Annotated in this window: 25 protein-coding genes; 9 read left to right on the forward strand and 16 right to left on the reverse strand. The window is 32.8% G+C overall.

Features of this window, described 5'->3' with window-relative positions:
• Positions 1-52 precede the first annotated feature (52 nt).
• The 13 genes from B0A75_RS18830 to B0A75_RS18890 form a co-directional block, all read right to left on the reverse strand.
• The gene (locus tag B0A75_RS18830) at positions 53-1,216 is read right to left on the reverse strand and encodes a hypothetical protein (protein WP_089055808.1); all 1,164 of its coding nucleotides are present in this window, start codon (positions 1,214-1,216) and stop codon (positions 53-55) included.
• Entirely contained in the window at positions 1,213-2,211 is a 999-nt protein-coding gene (locus B0A75_RS18835) for a DUF2157 domain-containing protein (protein WP_089055809.1), read from the reverse strand. Before B0A75_RS18835 ends, B0A75_RS18830 begins: the two co-directional genes overlap by 4 nt.
• A 143-nt stretch (positions 2,212-2,354) precedes the next feature.
• Complete coding sequence (gene argH / locus B0A75_RS18840) at positions 2,355-3,635, reverse strand: argininosuccinate lyase (RefSeq protein ID WP_089055810.1); 1,281 nt, start codon at positions 3,633-3,635, stop codon at positions 2,355-2,357.
• 194 nt (positions 3,636-3,829) lie between these two features.
• On the reverse strand, positions 3,830-4,900 hold the full coding sequence (locus B0A75_RS18845) for a M20 family metallo-hydrolase (protein ID WP_089055811.1): 1,071 nt from the start codon (positions 4,898-4,900) through the stop codon (positions 3,830-3,832).
• A 289-nt stretch (positions 4,901-5,189) separates the two neighbouring features.
• Positions 5,190-5,963: an acetylglutamate kinase gene (argB, locus tag B0A75_RS18850; protein WP_089055812.1), complete on the reverse strand. Its 774-nt coding sequence runs from the start codon at positions 5,961-5,963 to the stop codon at positions 5,190-5,192.
• Between the two features lie 98 nt (positions 5,964-6,061).
• Entirely contained in the window at positions 6,062-7,009 is a 948-nt protein-coding gene (locus tag B0A75_RS18855; RefSeq protein ID WP_089055813.1) for an N-acetylornithine carbamoyltransferase, read from the reverse strand.
• Positions 7,010-7,094: 85 nt separating this feature from the next.
• Positions 7,095-7,856 carry a glutamate 5-kinase gene (proB, locus tag B0A75_RS18860; RefSeq protein ID WP_089055814.1) on the reverse strand — a complete coding sequence of 254 codons (762 nt, stop codon included), beginning with the start codon at positions 7,854-7,856 and terminating at the stop codon, positions 7,095-7,097.
• A 191-nt stretch (positions 7,857-8,047) separates the two neighbouring features.
• Complete coding sequence (locus B0A75_RS18865; RefSeq protein ID WP_089055815.1) at positions 8,048-9,241, reverse strand: glutamate-5-semialdehyde dehydrogenase; 1,194 nt, start codon at positions 9,239-9,241, stop codon at positions 8,048-8,050.
• Positions 9,242-9,330: 89 nt separating this feature from the next.
• Entirely contained in the window at positions 9,331-10,464 is a 1,134-nt protein-coding gene (locus B0A75_RS18870; RefSeq protein ID WP_089055816.1) for an aspartate aminotransferase family protein, read from the reverse strand.
• A 170-nt stretch (positions 10,465-10,634) separates the two neighbouring features.
• Positions 10,635-11,612, reverse strand: a complete 978-nt coding sequence (argC, locus tag B0A75_RS18875) for an N-acetyl-gamma-glutamyl-phosphate reductase (protein ID WP_089055817.1) — start codon at positions 11,610-11,612, stop codon at positions 10,635-10,637.
• Positions 11,605-12,798, reverse strand: coding sequence for an argininosuccinate synthase (locus B0A75_RS18880; protein ID WP_089055818.1), 1,194 nt, complete (start codon positions 12,796-12,798; stop codon positions 11,605-11,607). Before B0A75_RS18880 ends, argC begins: the two co-directional genes overlap by 8 nt.
• Before the next feature lie 4 nt (positions 12,799-12,802).
• Positions 12,803-13,420, reverse strand: a complete 618-nt coding sequence (locus B0A75_RS18885) for a GNAT family N-acetyltransferase (protein ID WP_089055819.1) — start codon at positions 13,418-13,420, stop codon at positions 12,803-12,805.
• Positions 13,421-13,889: 469 nt separating this feature from the next.
• Positions 13,890-16,160: a M1 family metallopeptidase gene (locus B0A75_RS18890; protein ID WP_089055820.1), complete on the reverse strand. Its 2,271-nt coding sequence runs from the start codon at positions 16,158-16,160 to the stop codon at positions 13,890-13,892.
• Positions 16,161-16,347: 187 nt separating this feature from the next.
• Between B0A75_RS18890 and B0A75_RS18895 the strand changes: the two genes are divergently transcribed.
• The 3 genes from B0A75_RS18895 to B0A75_RS18905 all read left to right on the forward strand — a co-directional run bounded on the left by B0A75_RS18895 (position 16,348) and on the right by B0A75_RS18905 (position 18,432).
• Positions 16,348-17,199, forward strand: coding sequence for an aldose 1-epimerase family protein (locus tag B0A75_RS18895; protein WP_089055821.1), 852 nt, complete (start codon positions 16,348-16,350; stop codon positions 17,197-17,199).
• Between the two features lie 3 nt (positions 17,200-17,202).
• Positions 17,203-17,751, forward strand: coding sequence for a GNAT family N-acetyltransferase (locus B0A75_RS18900; RefSeq protein WP_089055822.1), 549 nt, complete (start codon positions 17,203-17,205; stop codon positions 17,749-17,751).
• Positions 17,752-17,877: 126 nt separating this feature from the next.
• Complete coding sequence (locus tag B0A75_RS18905) at positions 17,878-18,432, forward strand: DUF3575 domain-containing protein (protein WP_089055847.1); 555 nt, start codon at positions 17,878-17,880, stop codon at positions 18,430-18,432.
• On the opposite strand, the gene B0A75_RS18910 is transcribed toward B0A75_RS18905, so the two are convergent.
• Both B0A75_RS18910 and B0A75_RS18915 read right to left on the reverse strand, forming a co-directional pair.
• Positions 18,433-18,660: a VF530 family protein gene (locus tag B0A75_RS18910; RefSeq protein WP_089055823.1), complete on the reverse strand. Its 228-nt coding sequence runs from the start codon at positions 18,658-18,660 to the stop codon at positions 18,433-18,435.
• Positions 18,661-18,761: 101 nt separating this feature from the next.
• On the reverse strand, positions 18,762-19,400 hold the full coding sequence (locus B0A75_RS18915) for an outer membrane beta-barrel protein (protein WP_089055824.1): 639 nt from the start codon (positions 19,398-19,400) through the stop codon (positions 18,762-18,764).
• 140 nt (positions 19,401-19,540) lie between these two features.
• Between B0A75_RS18915 and smpB the strand changes: the two genes are divergently transcribed.
• The 3 genes from smpB to B0A75_RS18930 all read left to right on the forward strand — a co-directional run bounded on the left by smpB (position 19,541) and on the right by B0A75_RS18930 (position 21,810).
• Positions 19,541-19,996, forward strand: a complete 456-nt coding sequence (smpB, locus tag B0A75_RS18920) for an SsrA-binding protein SmpB (RefSeq protein ID WP_089055825.1) — start codon at positions 19,541-19,543, stop codon at positions 19,994-19,996.
• 78 nt (positions 19,997-20,074) lie between these two features.
• Complete coding sequence (locus B0A75_RS18925; protein WP_089055826.1) at positions 20,075-20,716, forward strand: DUF4136 domain-containing protein; 642 nt, start codon at positions 20,075-20,077, stop codon at positions 20,714-20,716.
• A gap of 89 nt (positions 20,717-20,805) precedes the next feature.
• Entirely contained in the window at positions 20,806-21,810 is a 1,005-nt protein-coding gene (locus B0A75_RS18930) for a helix-turn-helix domain-containing protein (RefSeq protein WP_089055827.1), read from the forward strand.
• A 27-nt stretch (positions 21,811-21,837) separates the two neighbouring features.
• Here B0A75_RS18930 and B0A75_RS18935 read toward each other — a convergent pair whose 3' ends face one another.
• Positions 21,838-22,479 carry a protein-L-isoaspartate(D-aspartate) O-methyltransferase gene (locus B0A75_RS18935; RefSeq protein ID WP_089055828.1) on the reverse strand — a complete coding sequence of 214 codons (642 nt, stop codon included), beginning with the start codon at positions 22,477-22,479 and terminating at the stop codon, positions 21,838-21,840.
• Between the two features lie 144 nt (positions 22,480-22,623).
• Between B0A75_RS18935 and B0A75_RS18940 the strand changes: the two genes are divergently transcribed.
• The 3 genes from B0A75_RS18940 (at position 22,624) to B0A75_RS18950 (ending at position 25,261) form a co-directional block, all read left to right on the forward strand.
• Positions 22,624-23,589, forward strand: a complete 966-nt coding sequence (locus B0A75_RS18940) for a Gfo/Idh/MocA family protein (protein WP_089055829.1) — start codon at positions 22,624-22,626, stop codon at positions 23,587-23,589.
• A 94-nt stretch (positions 23,590-23,683) separates the two neighbouring features.
• Complete coding sequence (locus tag B0A75_RS18945) at positions 23,684-24,571, forward strand: 3-hydroxyacyl-CoA dehydrogenase family protein (RefSeq protein ID WP_089055830.1); 888 nt, start codon at positions 23,684-23,686, stop codon at positions 24,569-24,571.
• A gap of 12 nt (positions 24,572-24,583) precedes the next feature.
• Positions 24,584-25,261 carry a YggS family pyridoxal phosphate-dependent enzyme gene (locus tag B0A75_RS18950; protein ID WP_089055831.1) on the forward strand — a complete coding sequence of 226 codons (678 nt, stop codon included), beginning with the start codon at positions 24,584-24,586 and terminating at the stop codon, positions 25,259-25,261.
• Positions 25,262-25,263 lie beyond the last annotated feature (2 nt).

A 25,263-nucleotide genomic window follows, 5' to 3' on the forward strand; every position in this document is an offset into this window, starting at 1 on the left:
TTTGTGTAATTCGCGGCTTGAAAATTGCTTATTTTTTTGATAATGGCTAAATTTAAAAACTTCCCCCAGATCCGCCGCCGCTAAATCCACCTCCGCCAAAATCCATAGGAGAATCTGTTTTTACTTCTGGTTTCATACCAAAAGTTGAAGCAACAATTAAAGCTTCTGCATTTAAAATTGCATTAGAATTATTGATTCTGTCTGGTTTAAAAGTTAAACCTTCTTCTTTGTTTTTTAATTTTTGAATAGAAAAATAAGCTATCACAAACAGCACTAAACCGCCAAACGTTAATGCCACTTCGATTGGCAAAACAGAATAATAGAATCGTATAGTAAAAATTGAAAATCCTATTGCTGCAAAACTAATCCAAAGCATGATTCTGTCTTTTATTTTTAAAGCTTGAACCAAATAAACGATTGGGACTATAAAAGTAAAGGCGTAAAAGAAGAAAGCAAACGAAATGTCTTGACCTGGAAGTACATCTACTCCTAAAAGCTCAAAAGAAAGTTCTCTTACCACTAAATAATTGCAAGAAAGATAAAATAGAATCAAACAAAAACTATTAGCTAATAATAATCCATTGTAATAGTACCATTTTGTTAAACTTTTAATTCTGTTTTTTGTAAAAAAGTAAATTCCTGCTGATGCTAACATTGCAACAAAAGGCAAAATTGTTTTTCCTATATCGCCAATTTCAAACATTCCAAAGAATAAAACTGCAGAAGAAGCAAGACAAAAAACAAGCATCGATAATAAGTGCAGGTATCTTCTGTATGTAAGGAAAGAAGTAATAGCAACAAAAACGGCAATAATAATTTCATATCCTTCTGTAGTAATTGCGATTGCAAAACCAATATTTAAAAGGATTCCCAAAATAAAAGCATCATCTAAACCATGCCTGTAATATTTTTGATTAGCCAAAAATTCAGCACCTATAATACCAACTCCAGCAAAAAGATAACAGCAAATCTTAAAATAGAAATCTTCACCGCTGAGTCCAATTAAAGAAATAGCTCCGCAAATCGACAAATACAAAAATGATCCCAGTAGAAAAAAACCTAATCGAACCAAAATATTACTTTGACTTCTAAAGGAAGGCAATGCATTCTTAATTATTTTTGTTTGTTCTTTGCTTATAAAACCACCATTTTGCAAAGTTTCAGCTTCTTCGACTAAAGCCAAATTATTCAATAGATTTTTGTCGTGTAGTATCATTCAGCTATTTTTTTATGGAAGTTTTTAATCAGTTTTATAAATAGTACAATTGAACCAATGAAATATGCCGGCAAAAGGAAAATAAAAAGTTCCCAAATGTCTGAGAAATCGATGTGTTCAAAAATTCTAAACAAGACAATATTTAGTCCGATATAAGCATAAATAATCATAAAAACATACAATGACATTGCTTTCAAATCATGACTGACTTTATAAAAATAATAAGATGAAGCTGCCAAAATACAGGCAAAAATCATCCAGAAAAATTCATGATTAACTAGATTACTAATCGAAGCAATTGCTATAATATGCAAAGCAAATGTTTGAAAGATAATAGAAAAATGAGTTTTTAAATTGATTCTAAAACTATAAATCGTCCAAAGAATAAGCAAAACTCCGAGCATAATTGCCGAATAGCTTAAGTTTTGATTGTCATAGAAATTATTATTCTCATTAAAAATATCCTGCGGCGTTACGGAAAGTCCAACATAAGCCGCCAAACCTGTAACAGCAATTGTTAAAACACTTTTATTATCAAAATAATAGGCACAAACAAAGCTGACGATCGTTGGTACCAAAGTTGCTAAACCATAATGCTCTCCAAAAGGTTTATATTGAAACTGAAGATATCCAATAAAAATGCATGTCAAAATATTAGCCAATAAAACCAAATATTCTAAAACAGGATTATCAAAAGTAGTTTCTGTTTTTTGAAAGCCTTTTGAATTTTTAAAACAATAATAAAAACAGCCAGCAATAATTACAAGTAATATTGACAAAAGAGAAATATGCCCAATAGTATCACTATTATTATAAATTAAAATTCCAACTCCAGAAGTAAAAAGCAATACTGAAAAATAAAGCAATAGTTTTAATTCAGCATTTAAAGAAAATATATTTAAGCTTCTATACTTATTAATCTCTTGAAACTGATTTTCTGTAATTAGATTTTTCTCATAAAGACCTTGAGTTGCCTGTTCATCAAATTGCGTCATATTTTTAATTTAAAAATGATCAATTCTCAAATGTAAAGAATTAGGTCGAAATTTCTTAAATTCTTAAGAATATATTTCGAAACATAAAAAAACCGATTTGTATAATTTACAAATCGGTTCTATATACTTAAAAGGAAGAGCTCTTATAAAGCTGCTTTCATTTTATCTTTAATAGCATCAAGACATAAATTATTAATACTGCCTTCGTGCGTGTGTTTTGTTTCTTTTGGAGATTTATACGTTCCTGCTTCCAATTGCTCTGCAACGGCTTTGTAAGCATCTCTAAACGGCATTCCTTCAACAACCATTTCATTTAAAGTATCTACTGTAAACAAATAATCGTATTTTTTATCTTCTAAAATATGATCTTTAACTGTAATATCTTTTATAGAAAAAATCGCAATATCTAAACAAGATTTTAAAGTCTGAATTGCTGGAAACAAACCTTCTTTTAAAAGCTGCAAATCTCTGTGATAACCGCTTGGAAGATTATTGGTTATTAAAGTAATTTCGTATGGAAGCGCCTGAATTTTGTTGCATTTCCCTCTGATTAATTCGAAAACGTCTGGATTCTTTTTATGAGGCATAATGCTTGAACCTGTTGTAAGATGCGCCGGCAGACCAATAAAGTCGAAATTTTGACTCATATACAAACAAACATCCATAGCAAATTTTGATAATGTTCCTGCAACACTTGTCATCGCAAAAGCAACCGTTTTTTCTGCTTTTCCACGGCTCATTTGTGCTGCAACGGCATTGTATTTCAAAGTTTCAAAACCTAATTCCTGCGTTGTAAATGTTCTGTTGATTGGAAATGAGCTTCCGTAACCTGCAGCAGAACCTAACGGATTCTGATCTACAATTTTAGACGCCGCGTTTACCATTGTAATATCATCAATCAAGCTCTCAGCATAAGCAGAAAACCACATTCCGAATGACGATGGCATTGCAATTTGTAAATGTGTATAACCCGGCAATAATACATTTTGGTGTTTTTCTGCCGATTCCATCAACAAATCAAACAAGGTTTTTACCTGTTCTTTTATCGCTTTTAATTCGTCTTTTAAATACAAATGAACATCTACCAAAACCTGATCGTTACGAGAACGTGCCGTGTGGATTTTCTTTCCTGCATCGCCTAGTTTTACGGTTAGAAGATATTCGATTTTAGAATGCACATCTTCAAAACTGTCTTCGATTTCGAAATTTCCAACTACGATATCAGCGATGATTTCGTTTAATGCATCAACTAAAGAAGTTGTTTCTTCCTGAGTTAACAAACCAATTTGCCCAAGCATTTTGGCGTGAGCGATTGAACCTAAAGCATCATATTTTGCTAAAACCAAATCCAGTTCACGATCGTTTCCAACTGTGAATTGTTCGATTTGTTTATCTGTTGGTATTCCTTTTTCCCAAAGTTTCATAACTTAGATTTTTAGACTTCTTAGATTTTAGACTTCTTAGATTGTTTTCTAATTTAGACCTAATGTCATTGTTTATACTGATGGTGTTTCTAGCCCCGATAGTAGTGGAAATCCTTTTGTGCCGGGGTTCGGCACAAAAGATTGGAACGGATAGCGGGATTAGCTCCAAATCCTTCGTCTACGCTCAGGATTTATTATAATTTAAAGAAATCAGTTAGTATTTTGATGTACAAATCGACTCCTTCTTCAATTTCATTTACAAAAATAAATTCGTCTGCTGAATGTGAACGTAACGTTTCTCCTGGGCCTAATTTTAAAGATTGACAGCTTAAAACTGATTGATCTGAAAGCGTTGGTGAACCATAAGTTGTTCTTCCCAAAGCAATTCCAGCCTGAACTAAACCGTGAGCAACTGGAATAGACGATGCGTTTAAATGCATTGATCTTGGAGTTACTTCAGCGTTTACATTTGCTTTAACTACTTCTAGAATTTCAGCATTTGTATAGCGGTCTGTTACACGAATATCCACAACCAAATCACATTCTGATGGCACAACGTTATGTTGTTTTCCAGCATTAATTTGCGTTACGGTCATTTTTACAGGGCCTAAAACGTCTGAGATTTTATCGAATTTATAGTTTTTAAACCATTCCATTACTGGAATTGATTTGTATAATGCATTATCATCGTTTTGATGTGCGGCGTGACTTGCGGTTCCTTTTACTTTTACGTCCAAAACTAATAAACCTTTTTCGGCAACTGCTAATTGCATTAATGTTGGTTCTCCAACAATCGCACAATCTAATTCTGGTAAATGCTTTAAAACGCTGTTTAAACCATTTTTCCCACTGCTTTCTTCTTCGGCGGAAGCCACAATTACAATATTATGGGAAAGGTTTTGATTTTCATAAAAGTGAACAAAGGTTGCTAATAATGAAACTAAACAACCGCCTGCGTCATTGCTTCCTAAACCAAATAATTTACCGTCTTTTTCGATTGCTTTAAAAGGATCGTTGGTGTACGCCTGATTTGGTCGTACTGTATCGTGATGTGAGTTTAATAAAAGTGTTGGTTTGTTTTCGTCGAAATATTTGTTGAAAGCCCACACATTGTTGTTTTCTCTCTTGAAAGGAATTTCATTCTGATTGAACCAATTTTCGATTAAAAGAGCCGTCTGATCTTCTTCGCTTGAAAATGAAGGGGTTTCGATTAAGCTTTTTAATAAACTAATTGCTTCCTGAGTAAGCGTATCTATATTTTTCATTTTGTTGTGCTCTTGCCATAAAGGCGCTAAGTCGCTAAGTTTTTTTAAGCTTTTACTTTCTTAACTAAATAATATGCGACATTTTTAATTTGCGCAAATTTCTTAAATTAATATTTAAAAGCACTGCGCAGTTCTGTTTTTTTGCCACGAATTGCACGAATTTTCACAAATTTTTTTTTTATCACAGATTTAGAATCAAAATAAACTTTTTCATGTATGTTTAAAATTATTTTCTCTTTTTTAAACAGAAAAAAATTAGTGAAAATTCGTGTAATTCGTGGCTATATCTTTACAACGTAATTGTTGTATGCAGAATGTCTGAATTTTGAAGCATTCTGTGATGCCCAATTTTGATTTTCTGCACACCTCTTGATAAACTATTGAAACAGTTATCCAGTTTTGGAATCATTCCAGAATGGATTACTTTTTCTTCTTTTAGTTGATTGTATAATGTTTCGTTGATTTCTGTTATTACAGATGAATCGTCTTCTGAATCTTGCAAGACACCTTGTTTTTCAAAACAATATGTCAATGTAACATCAAAAACTTCAGATAATGCAATTGATAATTCGCTCGCAATTGTATCAGCATTAGTATTTAACAATTGTCCGTTTTTATCGTGTGTAATCGCACAGAAAACAGGAACAACTCCTGCTTCTAATAAAGTTGCCAGTAATTTGGTATTGACTTGTTTTACATCGCCCACAAATCCGTAATCGATTGTAGGATGATTTCTTTTTGTTGACTGAATTAAATTCCCGTCAGCTCCTGAAAAACCAATTGCATTATTGTCTTTTGCCTGCAATTGCGCCACAATATGTTTATTGATTTGTCCGGCGTAAATCATTACCACAACATCAAGCATTGGAGCATCTGTAATTCGGCGTCCGTCAATCATTTGCGGAGCTAAACCTATACTCTGCGCCATTTTTGTAGCCGATTTTCCACCGCCATGAACTAAAACTTTATAGCCTTCAATTTTAGAAAAATCAGTTAAAAATTGTTCTAATTCTGCTGGATTGTCGATGATGTTTCCACCTATTTTTATTACTGATACTTGCATAAGATTCTAAGGTTCTGAGATTCTAAGATACTAAGTTTTTTTCTACGCAAAGTTTCTTAGCATCTTAGTAGCTTAGAATCTTAGCAACTTTAAAAAAATTATATTTTTTTAAGAATCTTTTGTAAAACTAATTGTGCTGAATACGTTCTATTATTCGCTTGTTCGATTACGATTGAATTTTCTCCGTCAAGAACTTCGTCGCTTACAATTACGTTACGACGAACTGGAAGACAGTGCATGAATTTTCCGTTGTTGGTTAAAGCCATTTTTTCGGCTGTAACAGTCCAATTTGGATCGCTGTTGGTTACTTTTCCGTAATCATTGAAGTTACTCCAGTTTTTTACGTAAACGAAATCGGCATTTTCGAACGCTTTATTTTGATCGTATTCGATTTTGCAATCTTTTGTGATTTCTGGACTTAGTTCGTAACCTTCCGGATGTGTGATTACAAAATCCATATCTTTTTGCATCTGCATCATTTCTACGAATGAATTGGCAACTGCCTGTGGCAACGCTTTTGGATGCGGTGCCCATGAAAGCACTACTTTTGGTTTGTGCTTTGTTTTGTGTTCTTCCATCGTAATAGCGTCTGCCAAAGATTGCAACGGGTGACGAACCGCACTTTCCATATTCACGATTGGAACCGTAGCGTATTTTAGAAATCCTGAAATAACAGTTTCAGCATAATCTTTTTCTTTGTCAACCAAACCTGCAAAAGCACGAATTGCGATAATATCACAGTATTGAGAAACTACTTCTGCCGCTTCTTTGATATGTTCTGAAGCACCAGAATTCATAACGGCTCCGTCTTCAAATTCTAATGTCCATCCTTCGTTGGTAAAGTTCATTACCATAACGTTCATTCCCAAATTCAAAGCTGCTTTCTGAGTACTCAAACGCGTTCTTAAACTCGGATTGAAGAATAACATTCCAAGAGTTTTATTTTTACCTAATTTTTTATTTTTAAGCGGGTCTTTTTTGATCTTGATCGCGCTTTTTACCCATTTTGATAATGAGTCGATATCTTTTATTGAAATATAATTCATTGTTTTTTTGTTTAATCGTTTATTTGTTTAACTGTTTATTTGCTAGATCGATTAACCGAATTAACGATTAAACAAATAAACCTTTCTACACAATCTTGGTAAAAGGAATTTCGTCTTTTAATGCCTTTAAAATAAAATTATCATTCAGTCCATTCACAATCCAAGTTTCAATATTCGCAGCTTTTGAAATTGCGGCAGCTTCTATTTTGGATTGCATTCCTCCTGTTCCGTGTGATGATTTTGATTCGCCGATTTCTTTTTCGAGTGATTTTAAATCGTTTACCAATTTTATCGTTTCTGGATTTTCATCATGAATTGAATCTTTTGTGTAAATCCCATTTGTATTGGTGGCAATGATCAGAATATCAACATTTAAAAGAACTGCTGTTAAAGCCGCTAATTTATCATTATCTCCAAACCGAATCTCATCTGTAGCAACGGTATCATTTTCATTTATAATCGGAATATAATTGTTTTTAACCAATACATTAATCGTATTTACAATGTTCTTTTTGGTCTGCTCTTTTTCGAAATCAGAATAAGAAAGTAGACACTGGGAAGTATTTAATCCTAAATCCTTGAAGTTTTCATTGTAAATCCGCATTAAATGTGGCTGTCCGATAGAAGCCAAAGCCTGTTTTACAAAAACATCTTTGTCCTGATTATCCAACTTTACAAATTGTTTTGCTGCAGCAATTGCTCCTGAACTTACGATGATAAATTCATATTCGTCGTTTAGAGCTGCAATCTGAATTCCAAGGTCTTCAATCTTTCCCCGCGAAATATGATTGGTTTCTTTGGTTAAAGTATTACTTCCTATTTTTAATAAAATCCTTTTTTTGCTCATTGTTGTTGTTTTGCTGCGATTTTTTAACCGCAAAGTGCGCAAGGTTTTTTTATATTGTTTGTGTTTACAAAACGCTAAGTTCGCAAAGCTTTATCTTTAAATAAATTCCAATTTTCAAAGAAATCTGAAATCAAAAATCGTTAATCATCAATCTAAAATTCTAAGAAGTCTAACAATCTAAGAAAGTCTAACTATCTAATCTGTCCTTCTCCGTAAACGTACCATTTATTAGTTACTAAATGCTGTAAACCAATTGGGCCTCTTTGGTGGAGTTTATCAGTACTTATTGCTAATTCTCCGCCTAAACCAAATTGCCCGCCGTCTGTAAAACGAGTTGATGCATTTTGGTAAACTGCAGCAGCATCTACTGCTTCCATAAATTGCTGTGCAGCTTCGTTATCTCTTGTAATAATTGCTGCTGAATGTCCTCCGCAGTATTTATTGATCTTGTCAATTGCATAATCCTGAGAATCGATGGTTCCGATTACGATTTTATAATCCAGGAATTCTTCATACCAAATATCTTCATTTTGAAGTATTTTCGTGTTTTCAAAATTCTCTAAGGTCTTATCAACGATAACTTCCACTTTTGCTTCTATCAAAGCTTCAATCAGCATTGCTGTGAAACCTTCAAAATTGGGAAGTTTTGAATCGATTAAAACTTTATCTAAAGCATTACAAGCCGAAATTTTAGCAGTTTTAGCATTTAAAATTACTTTTAAAGCCAAATCGGTATCTGCTTTTTCATGAACATAAACGAAATTGTTTCCGCGTCCGCTTACAATTACGGGACAAGTGGCATGCGCTTTTACAAACTCAATTAGCTTTTCGCCTCCTCTTGGAACAATTAAATCAACTTTTTGAGTTGGTTTTTCTAAAAATGCCTGAGTTTCTATTCTGTTATAATTCAGATATTCAACCCAATCTTTTGAAACTCCATTTTCTTCTAAAGCTTTGTGCCAAAGACTTACGATTTTCAAATTTGATTTTAAAGACTCTTTTCCTCCTTTCAATAAAATTTTATTTCCAGATTTAAAAGCGATTCCGCCCGCTTCGATTGTAACATCAGGACGAGATTCGTAAATAATTAAAATCGTTCCAAAAGCCGCAGTTTTATTTATAACTTTAATTCCATTATCATGAGTAAAGTGAAAACGCTCAACGCCAACAGGATCTTCCTGTGAAGTTAATTGATTTAATGATAAAATCATTTCATCAACTTTTTTATCATCTACTTTTAAGCGCTCCTCCATTGCTAAATCTGAGCCGTTATAATCGGCAAGATCTTCCTGATTAGTTAGGATTATCTCATTCCGCTCCTGCTCGACCAGCTTTGCCATAGTCCGCAAAACCGCATTGCGTTTTTCAATTGATAATGGATTCATTTTTTTGGTTTAATTGGTTAATTTGTTTAATCGTGTAATCGTTATTTCGTTTAATCGATTAAACAGTTAAACGATTAAACGAATTAACATTATAGTTCTTCCAAACTTTCTTTTAACGCTTTTACAAACGTATCTATATCTGCTTTTTTCACAGTTAATGGCGGTAAAATTCTTAATAGATTTTTATTGTTGGCACTTCCTGTAAAAATGTGTTTTTCGATGATTAATTTCTTTCTTAAAGCTGCTACATCAAAATCAAACTCTACTCCAAGCATTAATCCTTTTCCTTTTACTTGTTTAATTCCGTCAACTTCTTTAATTTTTTCTAGGAAATATTCATAAACTTCATTTACATTTTTCTGTAAATCTAATTTTTCAATTACATCTAAAACTGCAATTCCAGCTGCACAAGATAAATGGCTTCCGCCGAAAGTAGTTCCTAATAAGCCGAAACTTGCTTCGAATTTTGGAGAGATTAAAATAGCTCCAACCGGGAATCCATTACCCATTCCTTTTGCAACTGAGATAATATCAGCGTTGATTTTGTGATGCTGGAATGCGAAGAATTTTCCGCTTCTTCCGTATCCTGATTGTACTTCATCTAAAATCAAAACAACATCGTGTTTTTTACATGCTTTTTCTAGAGCCTGAAAAAATTCGGTTGTTCCTTGGTCTAAACCTCCAACTCCTTGAATTCCTTCGATAATTACTGCTGTAACATCGCCTTTAGCTAATTCCGCTTCAACTAATTCAATTTGGTTAAGTGGTAAAAAAGTGACTACTTGTTGTGCGTTGATTGGCGCAACAATTTTTTTGTTGTCAGTAACGGCAACGGCTGCAGAAGTTCTTCCGTGGAAAGAATTATCAAAAGCCACAACTCTTGATTTTCCGTTATGGAAAGAAGCTAATTTTAAAGCATTTTCATTGGCTTCAGCTCCAGAACTGCATAAAAACAATTCGTAATCTTCAAGACCAGAAAGCTTTCCTAATTTCTGTGCCAATTCCACCTGTAAAGGATTCTGAATCGCATTCGAATAAAAACCTAAATGATCCAATTGATTTTTAAGTTTTGCTACATAATCCGGCTGTGTGTGTCCAATAGAAATCACACCATGTCCGCTATATAAATCTAAATATTCTACTCCCTTGTCATCAATGATTGTACAATCTACTGCTTTTACTGGAGTTATGTTGTATAATGGGTAAACGTTGAATAAGTTCATTTCTTTTTTAAAGTTAAAAGGTTATTTGTTAAAAGTTAAAAGTTCAATGCGATACGTTTCACACTTAACTTAGAACTTTTAAGCTTGAAAAAAGTTCACTGGTTATGAGTTAGAAGTTTTTAAATACAGACGTTAAAAAACGCTTAACATTTAACTCATAACCTTTTTTACTAAAATCCGCTTGGTTTCAAATGCAAACCTGTAGTTTCTTCTAATCCGAACATTAAATTCATGTTTTGAATCGCTTGTCCTGAAGCACCTTTGGTTAAGTTATCTATAATTGATGTTATGAGAACCCGGTTTCCTTTTTTCAATAAACTAATGATACATTTATTCGTCTGCACCACTTGTTTCATGTTGATGTTTGTTGTCGTAATGGTTACGAAAGGCTCGTTTTTATAGAACTCTTCATATTTAGCAACCAATTGTTCCAAACTATCATCACATAATGTATAAAGCGTTGCAAAAATTCCTCTTGGGAAATCTCCTCTGTTCGGAATAAAAAGCAATTCGCTGTCAAAATCGTCTTGCAACTGAACTAAGCTTTCTGAAATCTCACCTAAATGCTGGTGTTCAAAAGCTTTGTAATGCGACATATTATTGTTTCTCCAGCTGAAATGAGAAGTTTCTGAGAGACTTACTCCTGCTCCTGTACTTCCTGTAGTTGCATTAATATGTACATCATTATTCAACAGATTGTGTTCTGCTAAAGGCAATAAAGCCAATTGAATAGCCGTTGCGAAACAACCTGGATTTGCGATATAATTTGCTTTTTTGATTTCGGATTTATTGATCTCAGGCAATCCGTAAACAAAATCTTTTCCTTCGAAATGCGCGTCTTTATTCAATCTGAAATCATTTCCTAAATCAATGATTTTGGTGTGACTAGCAAACTGATTTTCTTTCAAAAATGAAATCGATTTTCCGTGACCTAAACACAAGAAAACAACATTCACATTTGGATTGATTTCAGCTGTAAAATTCATTTCAATATCGCCCATCAAATCGTGGTGCGCTAAAGAAAGCGGTTTGCCAGCGTTTGTTGTGCTGTAAACAAAATCAATGTTTACTTTTGGGTGATACATTAAAATTCTGATGAGTTCTCCGGCCGTGTAGCCTGAACCACCAATAATTCCGACATTAATCATGATCTAATTGATTTACAGATGAAAATATGTTTTGTGCATTTCCAAGAATTTTGATAAATCCTTTTGCATCGTCAGATGTCCATGCATTGTTCATTTCTCCGTATTGACCAAAACCTGTGTTCATCAAATCGTTTTTAGATTCGATTCCGTCAAGTGAGAAATGATATGGTTTTAATGAAACTGTAACCGTTCCGTTTACTGTTTTTTGAGTGTCTTGCAAGAAAGTTTCGATGTTTCTCATAACTGGATCCAGGAATTGACCTTCATGGAATAACATTCCGTACCAGTTTCCTAATTGTTCTTTCCAGTATTGCTGCCATTTTCCAAGAGTATGTTTCTCTAATAAATGGTGCGCTTTGATGATAATTAACGGAGCTGCTGCTTCAAAACCAACTCTTCCTTTAATTCCGATAATCGTATCTCCAACGTGAATATCTCTACCAATTGCGTAAGCATTTGCAAGTTTTTCAAGTTCTACAATATTATTAGATGGCTTATCCGTTTTTCCATTGATACCAACCAATTCTCCTTGTTCAAAATGTAAAGTCACTTTTTCTTCACCTTCTTTTTTTAATTGAGACGGATACGCTTCACTTGGCAATGGCTGACTTGAAGTTAAAGTTTCTTTTCCTCCAACACTTGTTCCCCAAAGTCCTTTATTGATAGAATATTGTGCTTTTTCCCAAGAATAGTGAACTCCGTTTTGAGCTAAATAATCCACTTCTTCTTGTCTTGACAATTTTAAATCTCTAATTGGCGTAATGATTTCGATTTCCGGAGCAATAGTTTGGAAAATTAAATCAAAACGAATTTGATCATTTCCTGCACCTGTACTTCCGTGAGCGATAGCGCTTGCCCCAACTTTTTTAGCGTATTTAATCGCTTCAATTGCCTGGAAAACACGTTCTGCACTTACTGATAACGGGTATGTATTGTTTTTTAATACATTTCCGAAAATCAAATATTTTATAGCTTTATCATAATATTTGTCCACGATTGTAAGGTTTGCGTGTTGTGCACTTCCTAATTCGTATGCTCTTTTTTCTATAGCTGATAATTCTTCTGCATCAAACCCTCCTGTATCAACAAGTACAGTATGAACTTCGTATCCTTTTTCGTTCTTTAAATATTTCAAACAATAAGAGGTGTCTAATCCTCCGCTATAAGCTAATACTACTTTTTTCATAATGTTACTTTTTTAAAAATAAGGCTTGTTTAATGGTTCTCAGTCTATTAAGAACTTTTTCGTTAAAAGGGTGTTTTGGCGGTATTTTTTGTTTTTCCTTTGGGTCATACAACATACCAGTGCATAAACACATTTTGTTTTCTTTACTTTGTAAAATTTGATAGTTGGTACAGGTTTTACAGCCTGCCCAAAAACTAGGATCAGTTGTTAATTCTGAGAATGGAACTGGTTTGTAGCCTAAATCCGAATTGATTTTCATTACAGCTAAACCAGTTGTAATACCAAATATTTTAGCATCTGGATATCTTTGTAACGAATAATCAAAAACTTTAGATTTGATTTTTTTTGCCAATCCTAAACTTCTATAATCAGGATGAACAATTAAACCAGAATGTGCTACGAATTTTCCGTGCTGCCAGCTTTCGATATAACAAAAACCTGCAAATTTCCCGTCTGCCAGAGCAATCATTGCATCACCATTCGACATTTTTTTCTGAATATACTCGGGAGTTCTTTTAGCTATCCCCGTGCCTCTTAACAAGGCCGATGATTCTATCGTATCGCAGATTTCTTGTGCGAATTTGAAGTGTTCTTCCTGAGTAACAACAATAGAGATCTTCATTTCAATAATTGAAGTTAGAGTTAAAAATTAAAGCATACTGTTTGGTTTGAAATTCAGAATTGAATCCAATAAAATTAAGCAAAATAGAAGTAACATTCTCAAAATCAAAATATTGATTAAGAAAATTTACAAAATAATAAATACTTTTAGGATATGTTTGTCCAATGGACAAATTATGTAATTTCAAAATGAAAAGGGAGTATGAATAAATATACGGCTAAAAACTCAGTGAATACTATATAGATAGTATCCGTACTTCGGGAGAAGTACTAAGTGAGTTTGTCCGTGACAAAGAAGTTATATGTAAACTTATTTTATTCATCGACGCAAAAGTACATAAAAATTTAATTCACAAAACAAAATTTTAAAAATATAACATTTTTTTATCTCAATGTTAAAACACATAAAAACAAAAACCCGATAGTTTTAATTAACTATCGGGTTTTTAACGTTTTAATTTCTTTATTTTTTAGTTCTTAGTAAACGGTATTACTTGTCCGTTAGCTAAAAGTGTCATATCAACCGCTGTTCGAGCTTCGTTAAATTTAAATTTTACTCCCGCACCAGTAGACTGAAATGTATCTTTTTCATTTTCAACAGCCGTTAAAGGAAATTTAGGATAGTTGGTGATTTCAACATTTAGGGCGCTGTTTTTTTCGCTAAAAATAAGTTTTAACGGCGCTCTGCTTGTTGAAAAATTCCCTAAATAACTATCCAAAATCACATCTTTCTCAATTATACCTTTTCCTGCTGTCCAAACATTATTTGCATCGTTATTATCTGGGAAAAGATGTTCTGGATCAAGTGTAATACTCTCAATTTCTTCTGTAGAATTATGTTTAAACGTCCAAACAGTATTACGCTGCCAAACTTCTACTGGTAATTGTACTCTTGAAACTTTACCGCTTTTTGTTTTTACATCTAGAATAATAGGCATTGGCATTTTATCGAAGTTTTCAACAGTAATTGCAACTCCTTTTGAAGGATCGTTTTTGATGTATTTAATTGAATTAATTCCTTGATCAAATCTCCAATTGTTTACAAACCAGCTTCTCCAAAACCAGCTTAAATCTTCACCAGCAACATTTTCCATTGATCTAAAAAAGTCATCTGGCTGCGGATGTTTGTACGCCCAACGTTGTATATAAGTACGGAAAGCATTATCAAAACGTTCTTTTCCTAATACTTGCTCTCTTAAGATAATTAAAGCCGAACTTGGTTTAAAATAACACAACATACCAATATTTGCTTCTTTCATATTATCAGGAGAACTCATTACAGTTTCTAAATCTGTACGTGTAAATGATTCTGCTCTTTTATGAAAATCTGTTGGTTCTTCTTTATATTCACCATTATTAAATGCCGCTGTACTTAATGAATTTATAAAAGTATTAAATCCTTCATCCATCCAACCGAATAATCTTTCGTTTGACCCAACAATCATAGGAAACCAAATATGCCCGAATTCATGATCTGTGACTCCCCACAAATCTTGTCCTTTCGATTCCCAGCTACAAAAAACAATTCCCGGATATTCCATTCCGCCTTCATTCCCTGCAACGTTTGTTGCTGCTGGATAAGGATATTCGAACCATTGTTTGGAGTAATGTTCAATTGATGCTTTTACATATTCAGTCGAACGTCCGTAAGCATCTTTACCAGCACTTTCTATAGGATAAGCTGATAATGCTAATGCTTTTTTACCACTTGGTAAATTAATTTTCGCACCATCTAAAATAAAAGCAGGAGAAGAAGCCCAAGAAAAATCACGAGCATTTTTAATTTGAAAATGCCATGTTTTTTCACCCGCAGCATTTTTATTAGCAGCTGCTGTAACTTCGTCGGCAGATCGAATAGTAACTGTTTTGTCACTTAAAGACGCTTCTTTATAACGCTTAAACTGATCAGCTGATAAAACTTCAGCTCCATTTAATAGTTCTCCTGAACCTACAACATAATGATTCGCTGGTACAGTAAGTTTTACATCAAAATTCCCGTATTCCAAATAAAACTCAGAAGCTCCTAAATAAGGCGCAGTATTCCAGCCTTTTACATCATCATAAACACACATACGAGGATACCATTGTGCGATGGTAAAAATTTTACCGTTTTTAGTTTCTAAAACTCCCATTCTGTCTGATCCTTCAAAAGGAGAAATGAATGAAAACTCAATCTTAATTTTTACTGTTCCACCTTTTGATGCTAATGCTTCTGGAAGAAACACTTGCATTCTGGTATCGGTAACTACATATTTTGCATCAACAGTAGTTGGTTTCTTTCCTCCAGTAATTACTTTTACAGATTTAATTTTATTTCCTCCTTCAAAAATCTGACCTTGAGCACCATTACGACTTCCTGTTAAAGGCACAACAGCATTTCCTCTAGAATCTTCTTTAAATAAGTTTTGATCTAAATTTAACCAAACAAATGATAATTTATCAGGGCTATTGTTGGTATATGTAATTTCATCTGTACCAACAATTTCGTTTGTAGTACCGTTTAACTTAGCAGTAATTTGATAGTCAGCTCTATTTTGCCAGTATTCAACTCCGGGCTGACCACTTGCTGAACGGGTTGGAGTGCCGTTTTTGGTATAAAAATTCGGCCCAAATGCATCATGATAATTGTAATTATTAACAGGATTTGTTGCTGTCGTTGCAGGCGTTTGTTGTGCCCAAACAGAAGAAATCCCAACAAATAAAGCCATGGTTAGAAAGGCTTTCGAAGATTGTATTTTCATATTTTTTTGCTGTTTATGCAACAAATTAATGAAAAAAAAAGCTATTTACAGAGAAAACCACATGTCTAAATTTAATTTTAGCAAAATTTTATCAGAAAAAATATTTTACGGTTTTTTCTTAAAAAAACGAATTTTATAAAATACATTTACATAAAGATTAAGTTTAATTTTATTCAACATTACTCCCTTGAACACAATCATCTCAAACTCAATACTTAAAGCTTCTATTAATCATGCAGGAGCAGAATTATTTTCTTTAAAGAATAATCAAGAAAAAGAATATATATGGGAAGGCAATCCTAGTTTCTGGGGCAAACACTCTCCTATTCTTTTCCCAATCGTAGGAACATTAAAAAACAATACTTATATTCTTGATCAAAAAGAGTATCAATTGTCTAGACATGGTTTTGCAAGAGATATGGAATTTCAATTGATTGAAAAAACAGAGAACAGCGCTGTGTTTTCTTTAGAATCAAACAATGAAACTTTAAAAAAATATCCTTTCGAGTTTGAACTGCAGCTGATTTATTCACTTGAAAAAACATCCTTGAATATTGAATATATTGTAATTAATAAAAGCGACAGAAAAATGCCATTCTCGATTGGCGCGCATCCAGCAATTGCTTTGCCTGAAAATTTTGAAAACTATTCTTTTAAATTTGAAAAAGAAGAAGTCTTGAAATTTAATCTTTTAGAAAATGATTTAATTTCTAACAAAACAGAGGTTTTAAAAACTTCAGATAATTTAGTTCGATTAAATTACAAACTTTTTGAAAATGACGCTTTGGTTTTCAAAAAGTTAGATTCAAAATCAATAACTATTCTAGAAAATGAGAAACCTTATATTGAGGTTGATTTCGAAGATTTTCCAAGTTTAGGAATCTGGACGAAGGATCAAGCGCCGTTTGTTTGTATTGAACCTTGGTTTGGTTATTCAGACACAGCAGATAATTCTGGAGACTTATATCAAAAAGAAGGCATCGTACTTTTAGATGCAGATCAAATATTTCACTCAAAATTCAGTATAAAAATTTTATAAAAAATGTTAGAATTTAATTTTCACCCTTTTCCCATAATTGAAACTGACCGTTTAGTTTTAAGAAGACTTACAAATGAGGATGTTAATGAGGTTTTCGAAATACGTTCGAATCCTGAAACTATGAAATATATTCCGAGACCACTGGCAAAAAGTAACGATGATGCGCTAGAGCTCATTTCACAGATTGAAGATAAAATCGCAACCAACACAGGAATCAATTGGGCAATTACTTTAAATGACAACCCAAAACTACTTGGCATTATAGGCTTTTACCGTACTCAATTTGAAAATTATCGTTCAGAAATTGGCTACATACTACATCCTGAATTTCATGGAAAAGGAATAGTTTCTGAAGCTGTAAACAGACTGGTTCAATTTGGCTTTGAAGATCTTAAGCTCCACTCTATCGAAGCAGTAATCGATCCTGAAAATATTGCTTCTGAACGAGTATTACAAAAATGCGGTTTTGTTAAAGAAGCACATTTAAAAGAAGCTGATTTTTATGAGGGTGTTTTTCTAGACAGAGTAATATATTCAATATTAAACAAATAGCTTTTAAACGTTTTTTTTACAAAAATTAATTCTTGTTAAAAGCAACATATTGCGCAATAGTCAATGATCTATTACGTTATATTTGTGCCGAAAATAAATTAAGCCCTATTGATCTTAAAAATTACCATGAAAAAAATACTTTTTTTAGCCGTTCTTCTCTTATCGATTCAATCTCAAAGTCAAACTTTTATTAAGTTCAATGCTGCAACAGCGTTATTAGCTGTTCCAAACATTGGTGTAGAAACCAGCCTTGGCGAGAAGACTACTTTCAGCTTTGATGTTATGGCTTCTTTTTGGGAGTCTTTTAATGGTCACAGCCCAATGAAATTTTACACTTTTACACCAGAGGTTCGTTACCATTTTAAAGAAAAATACAATGGTTTTTATGTAGGCGGACATGCAGGTGCCGATATGTACGACCTTCAAAAATGGAATTATTGGGATACTAATAAATATGAGCACGGATTTGGTTACCGTTTTGGAGTTACTGTAGGATACAATCTAAAATTAAGCGATAAGTTTTTACTTGATATTTTTGCAGGAGGTGGATGGCACCAAGGTTTTTATCATGGATATTATAATGATGGGACTCCTGGTCGATACGAAAAAGCACAACATTGGAACAAAAGTGGAGAATGGCTTCCTTATCGAGGCGGCGTAATGATTTCTTATAAATTATAATTAATTTGAAAGTTTAGGAAGCGTTTTTATATACAAATCTTCTACTTTTTTTCGAGCCCAATCTGTTTTTCTTAAAAAAGTAAGGCTTGATTTTATACTCGGATTAGAACTGAAACATTTTATTGGAATCAATTCAGCCAAAGTATCAAATCCATAAAAATCTACTAGAATTTCTAGAATGTTTTGAAGTGTAATACCGTGCAGCGGATCTTTAGATTTATTTTGCATTTCTATATATTTTAAAACAACAATAAAAAGACCGTACTTAAAAAAGCACGGTCTTTCTTTTTTACAAAACTAATAAATTGATTTAAAACAATTCAATATAATTAGAATACAAATTTAAATCCAACAGAAAGTGGAGTTGTTAAGTTTGGTGCGCTTCCGGCTAATGCTGTATTATAGTAAGAATCAACATTTGCAACATGAGCTAATCCAAAATTTGTAACCGTTGTTTTCTCACCGTTTTCTGGTTTTAGAGTTGTAGAAGTAAAGTTTGCTAAATCATAAGAAAACTCAACTGAGAAGTTTTTAGTTACAAAATAATCAAAACCTCCTGATACAGATAATCCAACTTGATTTACTTTTAAGTTACTTTCTTTTTCTTTTCCTGTAATAACAGGTAAAGCTAATTGTCCAAAGAAATATAGAGACCCGGCTACATTCCAGTATTTTCTAGCTAATGGCTGAATAACAAATAAGTTTGTGTTTGCAGCAGTTTTAACATCTGTTTCTGATTTAATATTAATGTAACCCAATCCTGCTCCAACTGCGATAGATGGTGTAATAAATGTTCCTACAATAGGCAGTACAGTAAGATTTGTGCCTTTTGTATCTCCACTTTTTGTCTGTTGATAACCAAATTGTGAGGTTGCAAACCAAGCTCCTTTTAACCCTTGACTAGCATCTTGTGCTTTTACTGATAATCCAAATAATACAATGGTTGCGATAGTTAAAATTTTCTTCATTTTTAATAGTGTTTTTAAATTATGAAGCAAACTTATGAGTAAGTTTTTTCCTTAAAACTGATTAAAATCATTGTTTAAAAGAAATCTTTATTTATTTTAGATTGCAGTAAAGTTTTTCAATTTTGTTTACATTTGCACTTATGTTAAAATCAGTCAATATACTTAATAAAAGAGCTAGGTTTGATTATGAAATAATCGATACTTATGTGGCGGGAATTGTCTTGACAGGAACCGAAATTAAATCTATCCGATTAGGAAAAGCTAATATTACAGAAAGCTTTTGCGAGTTTAATAACCTTGAACTTTTTGCCATCAATACTTACATTGAAGAATATTCTTTTGGAAATCAGTTTAACCACAAATCACGCAGCGAACGAAAACTTCTTTTGAATAAAAAGGAACTTAAAACACTGCATAAAAGTGTTCAAGCAAAAGGTCTTACAATTGTACCTTTAAAATTATTTACTAATGAAAAAGGTCTTGCTAAGCTGCAAATAGGTCTCTGCAAAGGAAAAAAGAATTACGACAAACGTGAATCGTTAAAAGAACAAGATACAAAACGCGACTTAGACCGTATTAAAAAAGCGTACAACTAAACTTTATTTTTATTTTTAATCTGCTTTATTATTAGTTTTTTATAGTTATTTTTACTACAAACAATATAACTATACCACATGAAAAAGCACTTAATTATGTTACTCGTTATTCTGTCACTTTCAAGCTGCGGCAGTAATACCTCTATTGTTAACAGTTGGAGAGATCCAAAAATAACTGTAGCTCAAGAACAATTTAAAAAAGTTTTAGTTGTTGCATTAGTTAAAGATGAAGCTTCTAGAAGAGTTGCAGAGAACAGAATTGCTGCCAGTAATCCTATTTTTAAAACTTCTTATCAGTATTTAAACGAAACAACTAAACAGCTTTCGCAGGAACAAAAATTAAAAATTTTACAAGACGAAAATTTTGATGGTGTTGTAACTATGCGATTGGTTAGTACGGAAAAAGAAACTAATTACGTTCCAGGAACTTACACAGGAATGTATTATGGCGGTTTTGATGGCTTGTACAGTGGAATGTATGGTTATGGTTTTGGAAATTGGTACGGAATGTATTCGCCAAATTTCTACGATCCTGGATATTATCAAGAAACAACATCTTACATGGTCGAAACCAATATTTTTTCATTAAAGGAAAACAAGTTAATCTGGACAGGAACCACAAAGTCTGATTACGTAACAGATTTAGGACAAACAGTAGATGCAATTATGCAGGCAGTTGTCAAAGAAATGAGAAAAGACGGTTCTCTTCCTCCTAAATAAAAGACACTTTAAAAAAGCAACAATTAAATGTTGCTTTTTTTACGATTAAAAAAATGACTATTTTTGTCAAGACTTAAAATTTCATTTACATGAAATCACTTTTAAAAAATGCACGAGAAGAAAAAGAATTAAAAACTCGCGAGGTGGCTCAACTTCTTGGCATTGATCAGGCTTTAATTAGCAAATTTGAATCTGGAACGCGAAAACCTACAAAAGAACAAATTTCAAAACTAGCTAATCTTTTAGAGATTGATTACGAAACTTTGATGATTGCGTGGTTAAAAGAAAAAATTCTTTATGAAATTGGAAACGAAGAGTTTGCCTTGAAAGCTTTACTTTTAGCAGAACAGGAAATTCAAAACAATAATAAAAAACTAAATCCTGAAACTTTCCCGTCTATAAAATCTTTATTAGACGAAATTGAGGCATTAAAAAATAAGATATTATCTTTTCAGCATTTTGATCTGCATAGAATTTCTAAAATTCTGGAACTTGAATTCATTTCAGAGATTAATAAAATGAATAGAAATTCTTTGACATTTCAGGAAACTAAAGCTGTAATAAATGAAGGTTTAATGATTCCCGGTAAAACCATGCAGGAACATCTTGAGGCTGTAAATCTTAATGATGCAATTGGCTATATAAAAGATATAAACCAGAAGAAACTTCCAATATCAGAGAAAGATCTTCTTGCGGTTCATAATCTAATTTTTAGAGGAATTAAAGTCGAAAATTCAGGAAAATATAAAGAGGACCCAATAATTATTAAGGAAATGAATTTGTTTTTTAATTGGTATGAAACCAATAAAAGCAATATGCATCCTTTATTATTAGCCACTGAAGCGCATCTTAAAATAATGTCGATCTGTCCTTTTGAAAATGGAAATATTCAAATTGCAAATCTTTTAATGAACTGGATTCTATTAAAAAGCAGTTTTGTTTTTGCAGTAATAAAAGGAAATGACGAAGAGATAAACAATTATTTAGCAACATTAGAATCAGCTCAGAATAAAAATGATAAGTCAGTCTTTATCAATTATATTCTTCAAAAAGAGAAAGAAAATCTAATTCATGCAATAACATTAGTCAATTAAAAAAGCCCGATCAAATCGGGCTTTTTACTAATTTTTATCTTCTAATAAAGGAACAAATCTAAACTCTCCAAATTCATGCTTTTCAAATTGTGTTTCGTTTTTTCTAATTAACAAGGTCATAATCTGAACATCTTCGCCTAACGGAATAACAAGCCTTCCTCCTATTTTTAATTGTGCCATTAATGGCTGCGGAATAAATGGAGCACCTGCAGTAACAATAATACTATCAAAAGGAGCGTAACCTGGTAACCCTTTATAACCATCACCAAAAGACAGATGCTTTGGGCGAATATTTAATTTTGGAAATAAATTAGACGTTTTCTTAAACAATTCGTTTTGTCTTTCTACACTAAAAACTTTTGCTCCCAGCATACATAAAACGGCTGTTTGATAACCAGAACCAGTTCCGATTTCCAGAATTTTGTGTTCTTTTTTTACTTCCAATAACTGTGATTGAAAAGCAACGGTGTAAGGCTGCGAAATAGTTTGCCCCGCGCCTATAGGAAATGCCTTATCTTGATAAGCATAATCTTCAAAACTTGAATTTAAAAAAAGGTGTCTTGGAATTTTTTTTATCGCCTCTAAGACTGCTCTATCAGTAATTCCTTTTTGTTCTAAAGTGCTTACTAATTGATTACGAAGTCCTTGATGTTTGGCAGTATCTTTCAAAATGGGTAGGTTTTATTTTGGCAAAAATAAGAAACTAAATAGGAAATCAAAATAATGATTTTTAAATATTAAATCGATAAATCTTTATTGCATTAACTTTCACTTTAAACAAATAAATTATATTTTTGTTTAAAATACATTCTCATGTTAAAAGTAGGAGTTTTAGGTGCTGGTCATCTTGGTAAAATACATTTACGCTTATTACAACAATCTGACCAATACGAATTAGTTGGATTTTACGACGAAAATCAAGAAAATGCCGAAAGAATTTCAAAAGAATTTGGCTATACAAACTTCAGCACAATTGCAAAACTTATTCACGCTGTCGATGTTATCGATATTGTAACACCAACACTTTCACACTATAAATGTGCAAAAGTGGCGATAAAATCTGGTAAACATATCTTTATTGAAAAACCAATTGCTAATACTGTAGAAGAAGCTGAAGAAATTATTGCTTTAGCCAAAGAATACAATGTAAAAGGACAAGTTGGTCATGTAGAGCGTTTTAATCCCGCTTTTATTGCTACAAAAGAAATGATCGAAAACCCAATGTTTATCGAAACACATCGTTTGGCCGAGTTTAATCCTCGCGGTACAGATGTTCCTGTAGTTTTGGATTTAATGATTCATGACATTGATGCAATTCTTAGTGTTGTCAATTCAAAAGTAAAAGATATTCATGCAAGCGGTGTTTCTGTAATCAGTGACACTCCGGATATTGCAAATGCTAGAATTGAATTTGAAAACGGTTGTGTTGCCAACTTAACGGCAAGCAGAATTTCGATGAAAAACATGCGTAAAACTCGTTTTTTCCAAAAAGACGCTTATATCTCAGTTGACTTTTTAGAAAAAAAATGCGAAGTAGTCCGTATGAAAGATGCACCAGAAACCCCAGGAGATTTTGATATGATCTTGCAAAATGCCGAAGGTGTAAAAAAGCAAATCTATTTCACAAATCCAGATGTTGAACACAACAACGCAATTCTAGATGAATTAGAATCGTTTGCAAACGCGATCAAAACAGATACAACTCCAGTTGTAACACTTGAACAAGCAACTGATGCTTTACGTGTCGCATATCAAATAATTGATTGTTTCGATAAATAAAATATAAATAAATTTTAAAATTTAAATTAGCCACGTAATTTGCTTCAAATAGTGAATTCGTGGCTAAAATCATAAATATAATATCAAAATTCAAATGAAAACGATAGCTGTAATTGGTGCTGGAACTATGGGTAACGGAATCGCTCATACTTTTGCACAAAGTGGTTTTGTTGTAAAACTAATTGATGTTTCAGAAAAATCATTAGATAAAGGAATGGCTACTATTGCGGCCAATTTAGACCGTATGCTTGCTAAAGGTTCTATAACTCAAGAGGACGTTGCAAAGACCATTACTAATATTATTACCTATACTGATATTAAAGATGGAGTTGTTGGTGCCGATTTAGTTGTTGAAGCTGCTACAGAAAATGTAGAATTAAAACTTAACATTTTTAAACAGTTAAACGAAGCTTGCTCCCACAATACCATTTTAGCAACGAACACTTCTTCTATTTCAATCACGCAAATTGGTTCTGTTGTAGCACATCCTGAACGTGTTATTGGAATGCATTTTATGAATCCTGTGCCGATTATGAAATTAGTCGAAATCATTCGTGGATACAACACGAGTGATGAAGTCACTAAAATCATCATGGATTTGTCTGTAAAACTTGGAAAAACTCCTGTTGAAGTAAATGACTATCCTGGTTTTGTTGCCAACAGAATTTTAATGCCAATGCTAAACGAAGCAATTGAAACGTTGTATAATAAAGTTGCGGGAGTTTATGAAATTGATACTGTAATGAAATTAGGAATGGGACATCCAATGGGACCGCTTCAATTAGCTGATTTTATTGGTCTTGATGTTTGTCTTGCTATCTTAAACGTAATGTACGAAGGTTTCAAAAATCCAAAATACGCACCTTGTCCATTATTAGTAAATATGGTAAGAGCAGGAAAATTAGGAGTGAAATCTGGTGAGGGTTTTTACGATTACAGCGAAAGCAAAAAAGCAGAGAAAATCTCTAAGCAGTTTTTATAAAAAAGAATTATCATGTCGATTCAATCGAATTTAAATACAATTGCGGCAAGTTTACCTGAACACGTTACCCTAGTTGCCGTTTCAAAAACAAAACCTGTTTCAGATTTGATGCAGGCTTATGAAGCCGGCCAGCGCATTTTTGGAGAAAACAAAATTCAGGAAATGACTGATAAATGGGAAGAAATGCCAAAAGATATTCAATGGCATATGATTGGTCATGTTCAGTCTAATAAAGTCAAATTCATGGCACCTTATGTAAGTTTGATTCATGGTGTCGACAGTTTGAAATTGTTGCAGGAAATCAACAAACAAGCTTTAAAAAACAATAGAGTTATGGACTGTCTTCTTCAGATTTATATAGCCGAAGAAGAATCTAAATTTGGTTTGGATGAAGCTGAATTAAATGAGCTTTTAGCATCTTCAGCATTTAAGGAATTAGAAAATATCCGAATTTTAGGATTGATGGGGATGGCTACTTTTACAGAAGATCAAAACCAGATTAAAAAAGAATTCACTCATTTGAAATCAATTTTTGATTCGATACAAGAGAAAAAGAATACATTCTCTGATGCCTCTAAATTAGATGATTTTTCAACAATTTCTATGGGAATGTCTGGCGATTACAAGCTTGCGATCGAATGCGGCAGTACGATGGTACGCATTGGAAGCAGTATTTTTGGAGGAAGATAAAA

The sequence above is a fragment of the Flavobacterium oncorhynchi genome, assembly GCF_002217355.1.
GTDB classification, from domain to species: domain Bacteria; phylum Bacteroidota; class Bacteroidia; order Flavobacteriales; family Flavobacteriaceae; genus Flavobacterium; species Flavobacterium oncorhynchi.

Bases quoted from the DNA above. Each gene is read 5' to 3' on its own strand.
- B0A75_RS18830 (WP_089055808.1), bottom strand. From the start codon at position 1,216: ATGATACTACACGACAAAAATCTATTGAATAATTTGGCTTTAGTCGAA.
- B0A75_RS18835 (WP_089055809.1), bottom strand. From the start codon at position 2,211: ATGACGCAATTTGATGAACAGGCAACTCAAGGTCTTTATGAGAAAAAT.
- argH (WP_089055810.1), bottom strand. From the start codon at position 3,635: ATGAAACTTTGGGAAAAAGGAATACCAACAGATAAACAAATCGAACAA.
- B0A75_RS18845 (WP_089055811.1), bottom strand. From the start codon at position 4,900: ATGAAAAATATAGATACGCTTACTCAGGAAGCAATTAGTTTATTAAAA.
- argB (WP_089055812.1), bottom strand. From the start codon at position 5,963: ATGCAAGTATCAGTAATAAAAATAGGTGGAAACATCATCGACAATCCA.
- B0A75_RS18855 (WP_089055813.1), bottom strand. From the start codon at position 7,009: ATGAATTATATTTCAATAAAAGATATCGACTCATTATCAAAATGGGTA.
- proB (WP_089055814.1), bottom strand. From the start codon at position 7,856: ATGAGCAAAAAAAGGATTTTATTAAAAATAGGAAGTAATACTTTAACC.
- B0A75_RS18865 (WP_089055815.1), bottom strand. From the start codon at position 9,241: ATGAATCCATTATCAATTGAAAAACGCAATGCGGTTTTGCGGACTATG.
- B0A75_RS18870 (WP_089055816.1), bottom strand. From the start codon at position 10,464: ATGAACTTATTCAACGTTTACCCATTATACAACATAACTCCAGTAAAA.
- argC (WP_089055817.1), bottom strand. From the start codon at position 11,612: ATGATTAATGTCGGAATTATTGGTGGTTCAGGCTACACGGCCGGAGAA.
- B0A75_RS18880 (WP_089055818.1), bottom strand. From the start codon at position 12,798: ATGAAAAAAGTAGTATTAGCTTATAGCGGAGGATTAGACACCTCTTAT.
- B0A75_RS18885 (WP_089055819.1), bottom strand. From the start codon at position 13,420: ATGAAGATCTCTATTGTTGTTACTCAGGAAGAACACTTCAAATTCGCA.
- B0A75_RS18890 (WP_089055820.1), bottom strand. From the start codon at position 16,160: ATGAAAATACAATCTTCGAAAGCCTTTCTAACCATGGCTTTATTTGTT.
- B0A75_RS18900 (WP_089055822.1), top strand. From the start codon at position 17,203: ATGTTAGAATTTAATTTTCACCCTTTTCCCATAATTGAAACTGACCGT.
- B0A75_RS18905 (WP_089055847.1), top strand. From the start codon at position 17,878: ATGAAAAAAATACTTTTTTTAGCCGTTCTTCTCTTATCGATTCAATCT.
- B0A75_RS18910 (WP_089055823.1), bottom strand. From the start codon at position 18,660: ATGCAAAATAAATCTAAAGATCCGCTGCACGGTATTACACTTCAAAAC.
- B0A75_RS18915 (WP_089055824.1), bottom strand. From the start codon at position 19,400: ATGAAGAAAATTTTAACTATCGCAACCATTGTATTATTTGGATTATCA.
- smpB (WP_089055825.1), top strand. From the start codon at position 19,541: ATGTTAAAATCAGTCAATATACTTAATAAAAGAGCTAGGTTTGATTAT.
- B0A75_RS18925 (WP_089055826.1), top strand. From the start codon at position 20,075: ATGAAAAAGCACTTAATTATGTTACTCGTTATTCTGTCACTTTCAAGC.
- B0A75_RS18930 (WP_089055827.1), top strand. From the start codon at position 20,806: ATGAAATCACTTTTAAAAAATGCACGAGAAGAAAAAGAATTAAAAACT.
- B0A75_RS18940 (WP_089055829.1), top strand. From the start codon at position 22,624: ATGTTAAAAGTAGGAGTTTTAGGTGCTGGTCATCTTGGTAAAATACAT.
- B0A75_RS18945 (WP_089055830.1), top strand. From the start codon at position 23,684: ATGAAAACGATAGCTGTAATTGGTGCTGGAACTATGGGTAACGGAATC.
- B0A75_RS18950 (WP_089055831.1), top strand. From the start codon at position 24,584: ATGTCGATTCAATCGAATTTAAATACAATTGCGGCAAGTTTACCTGAA.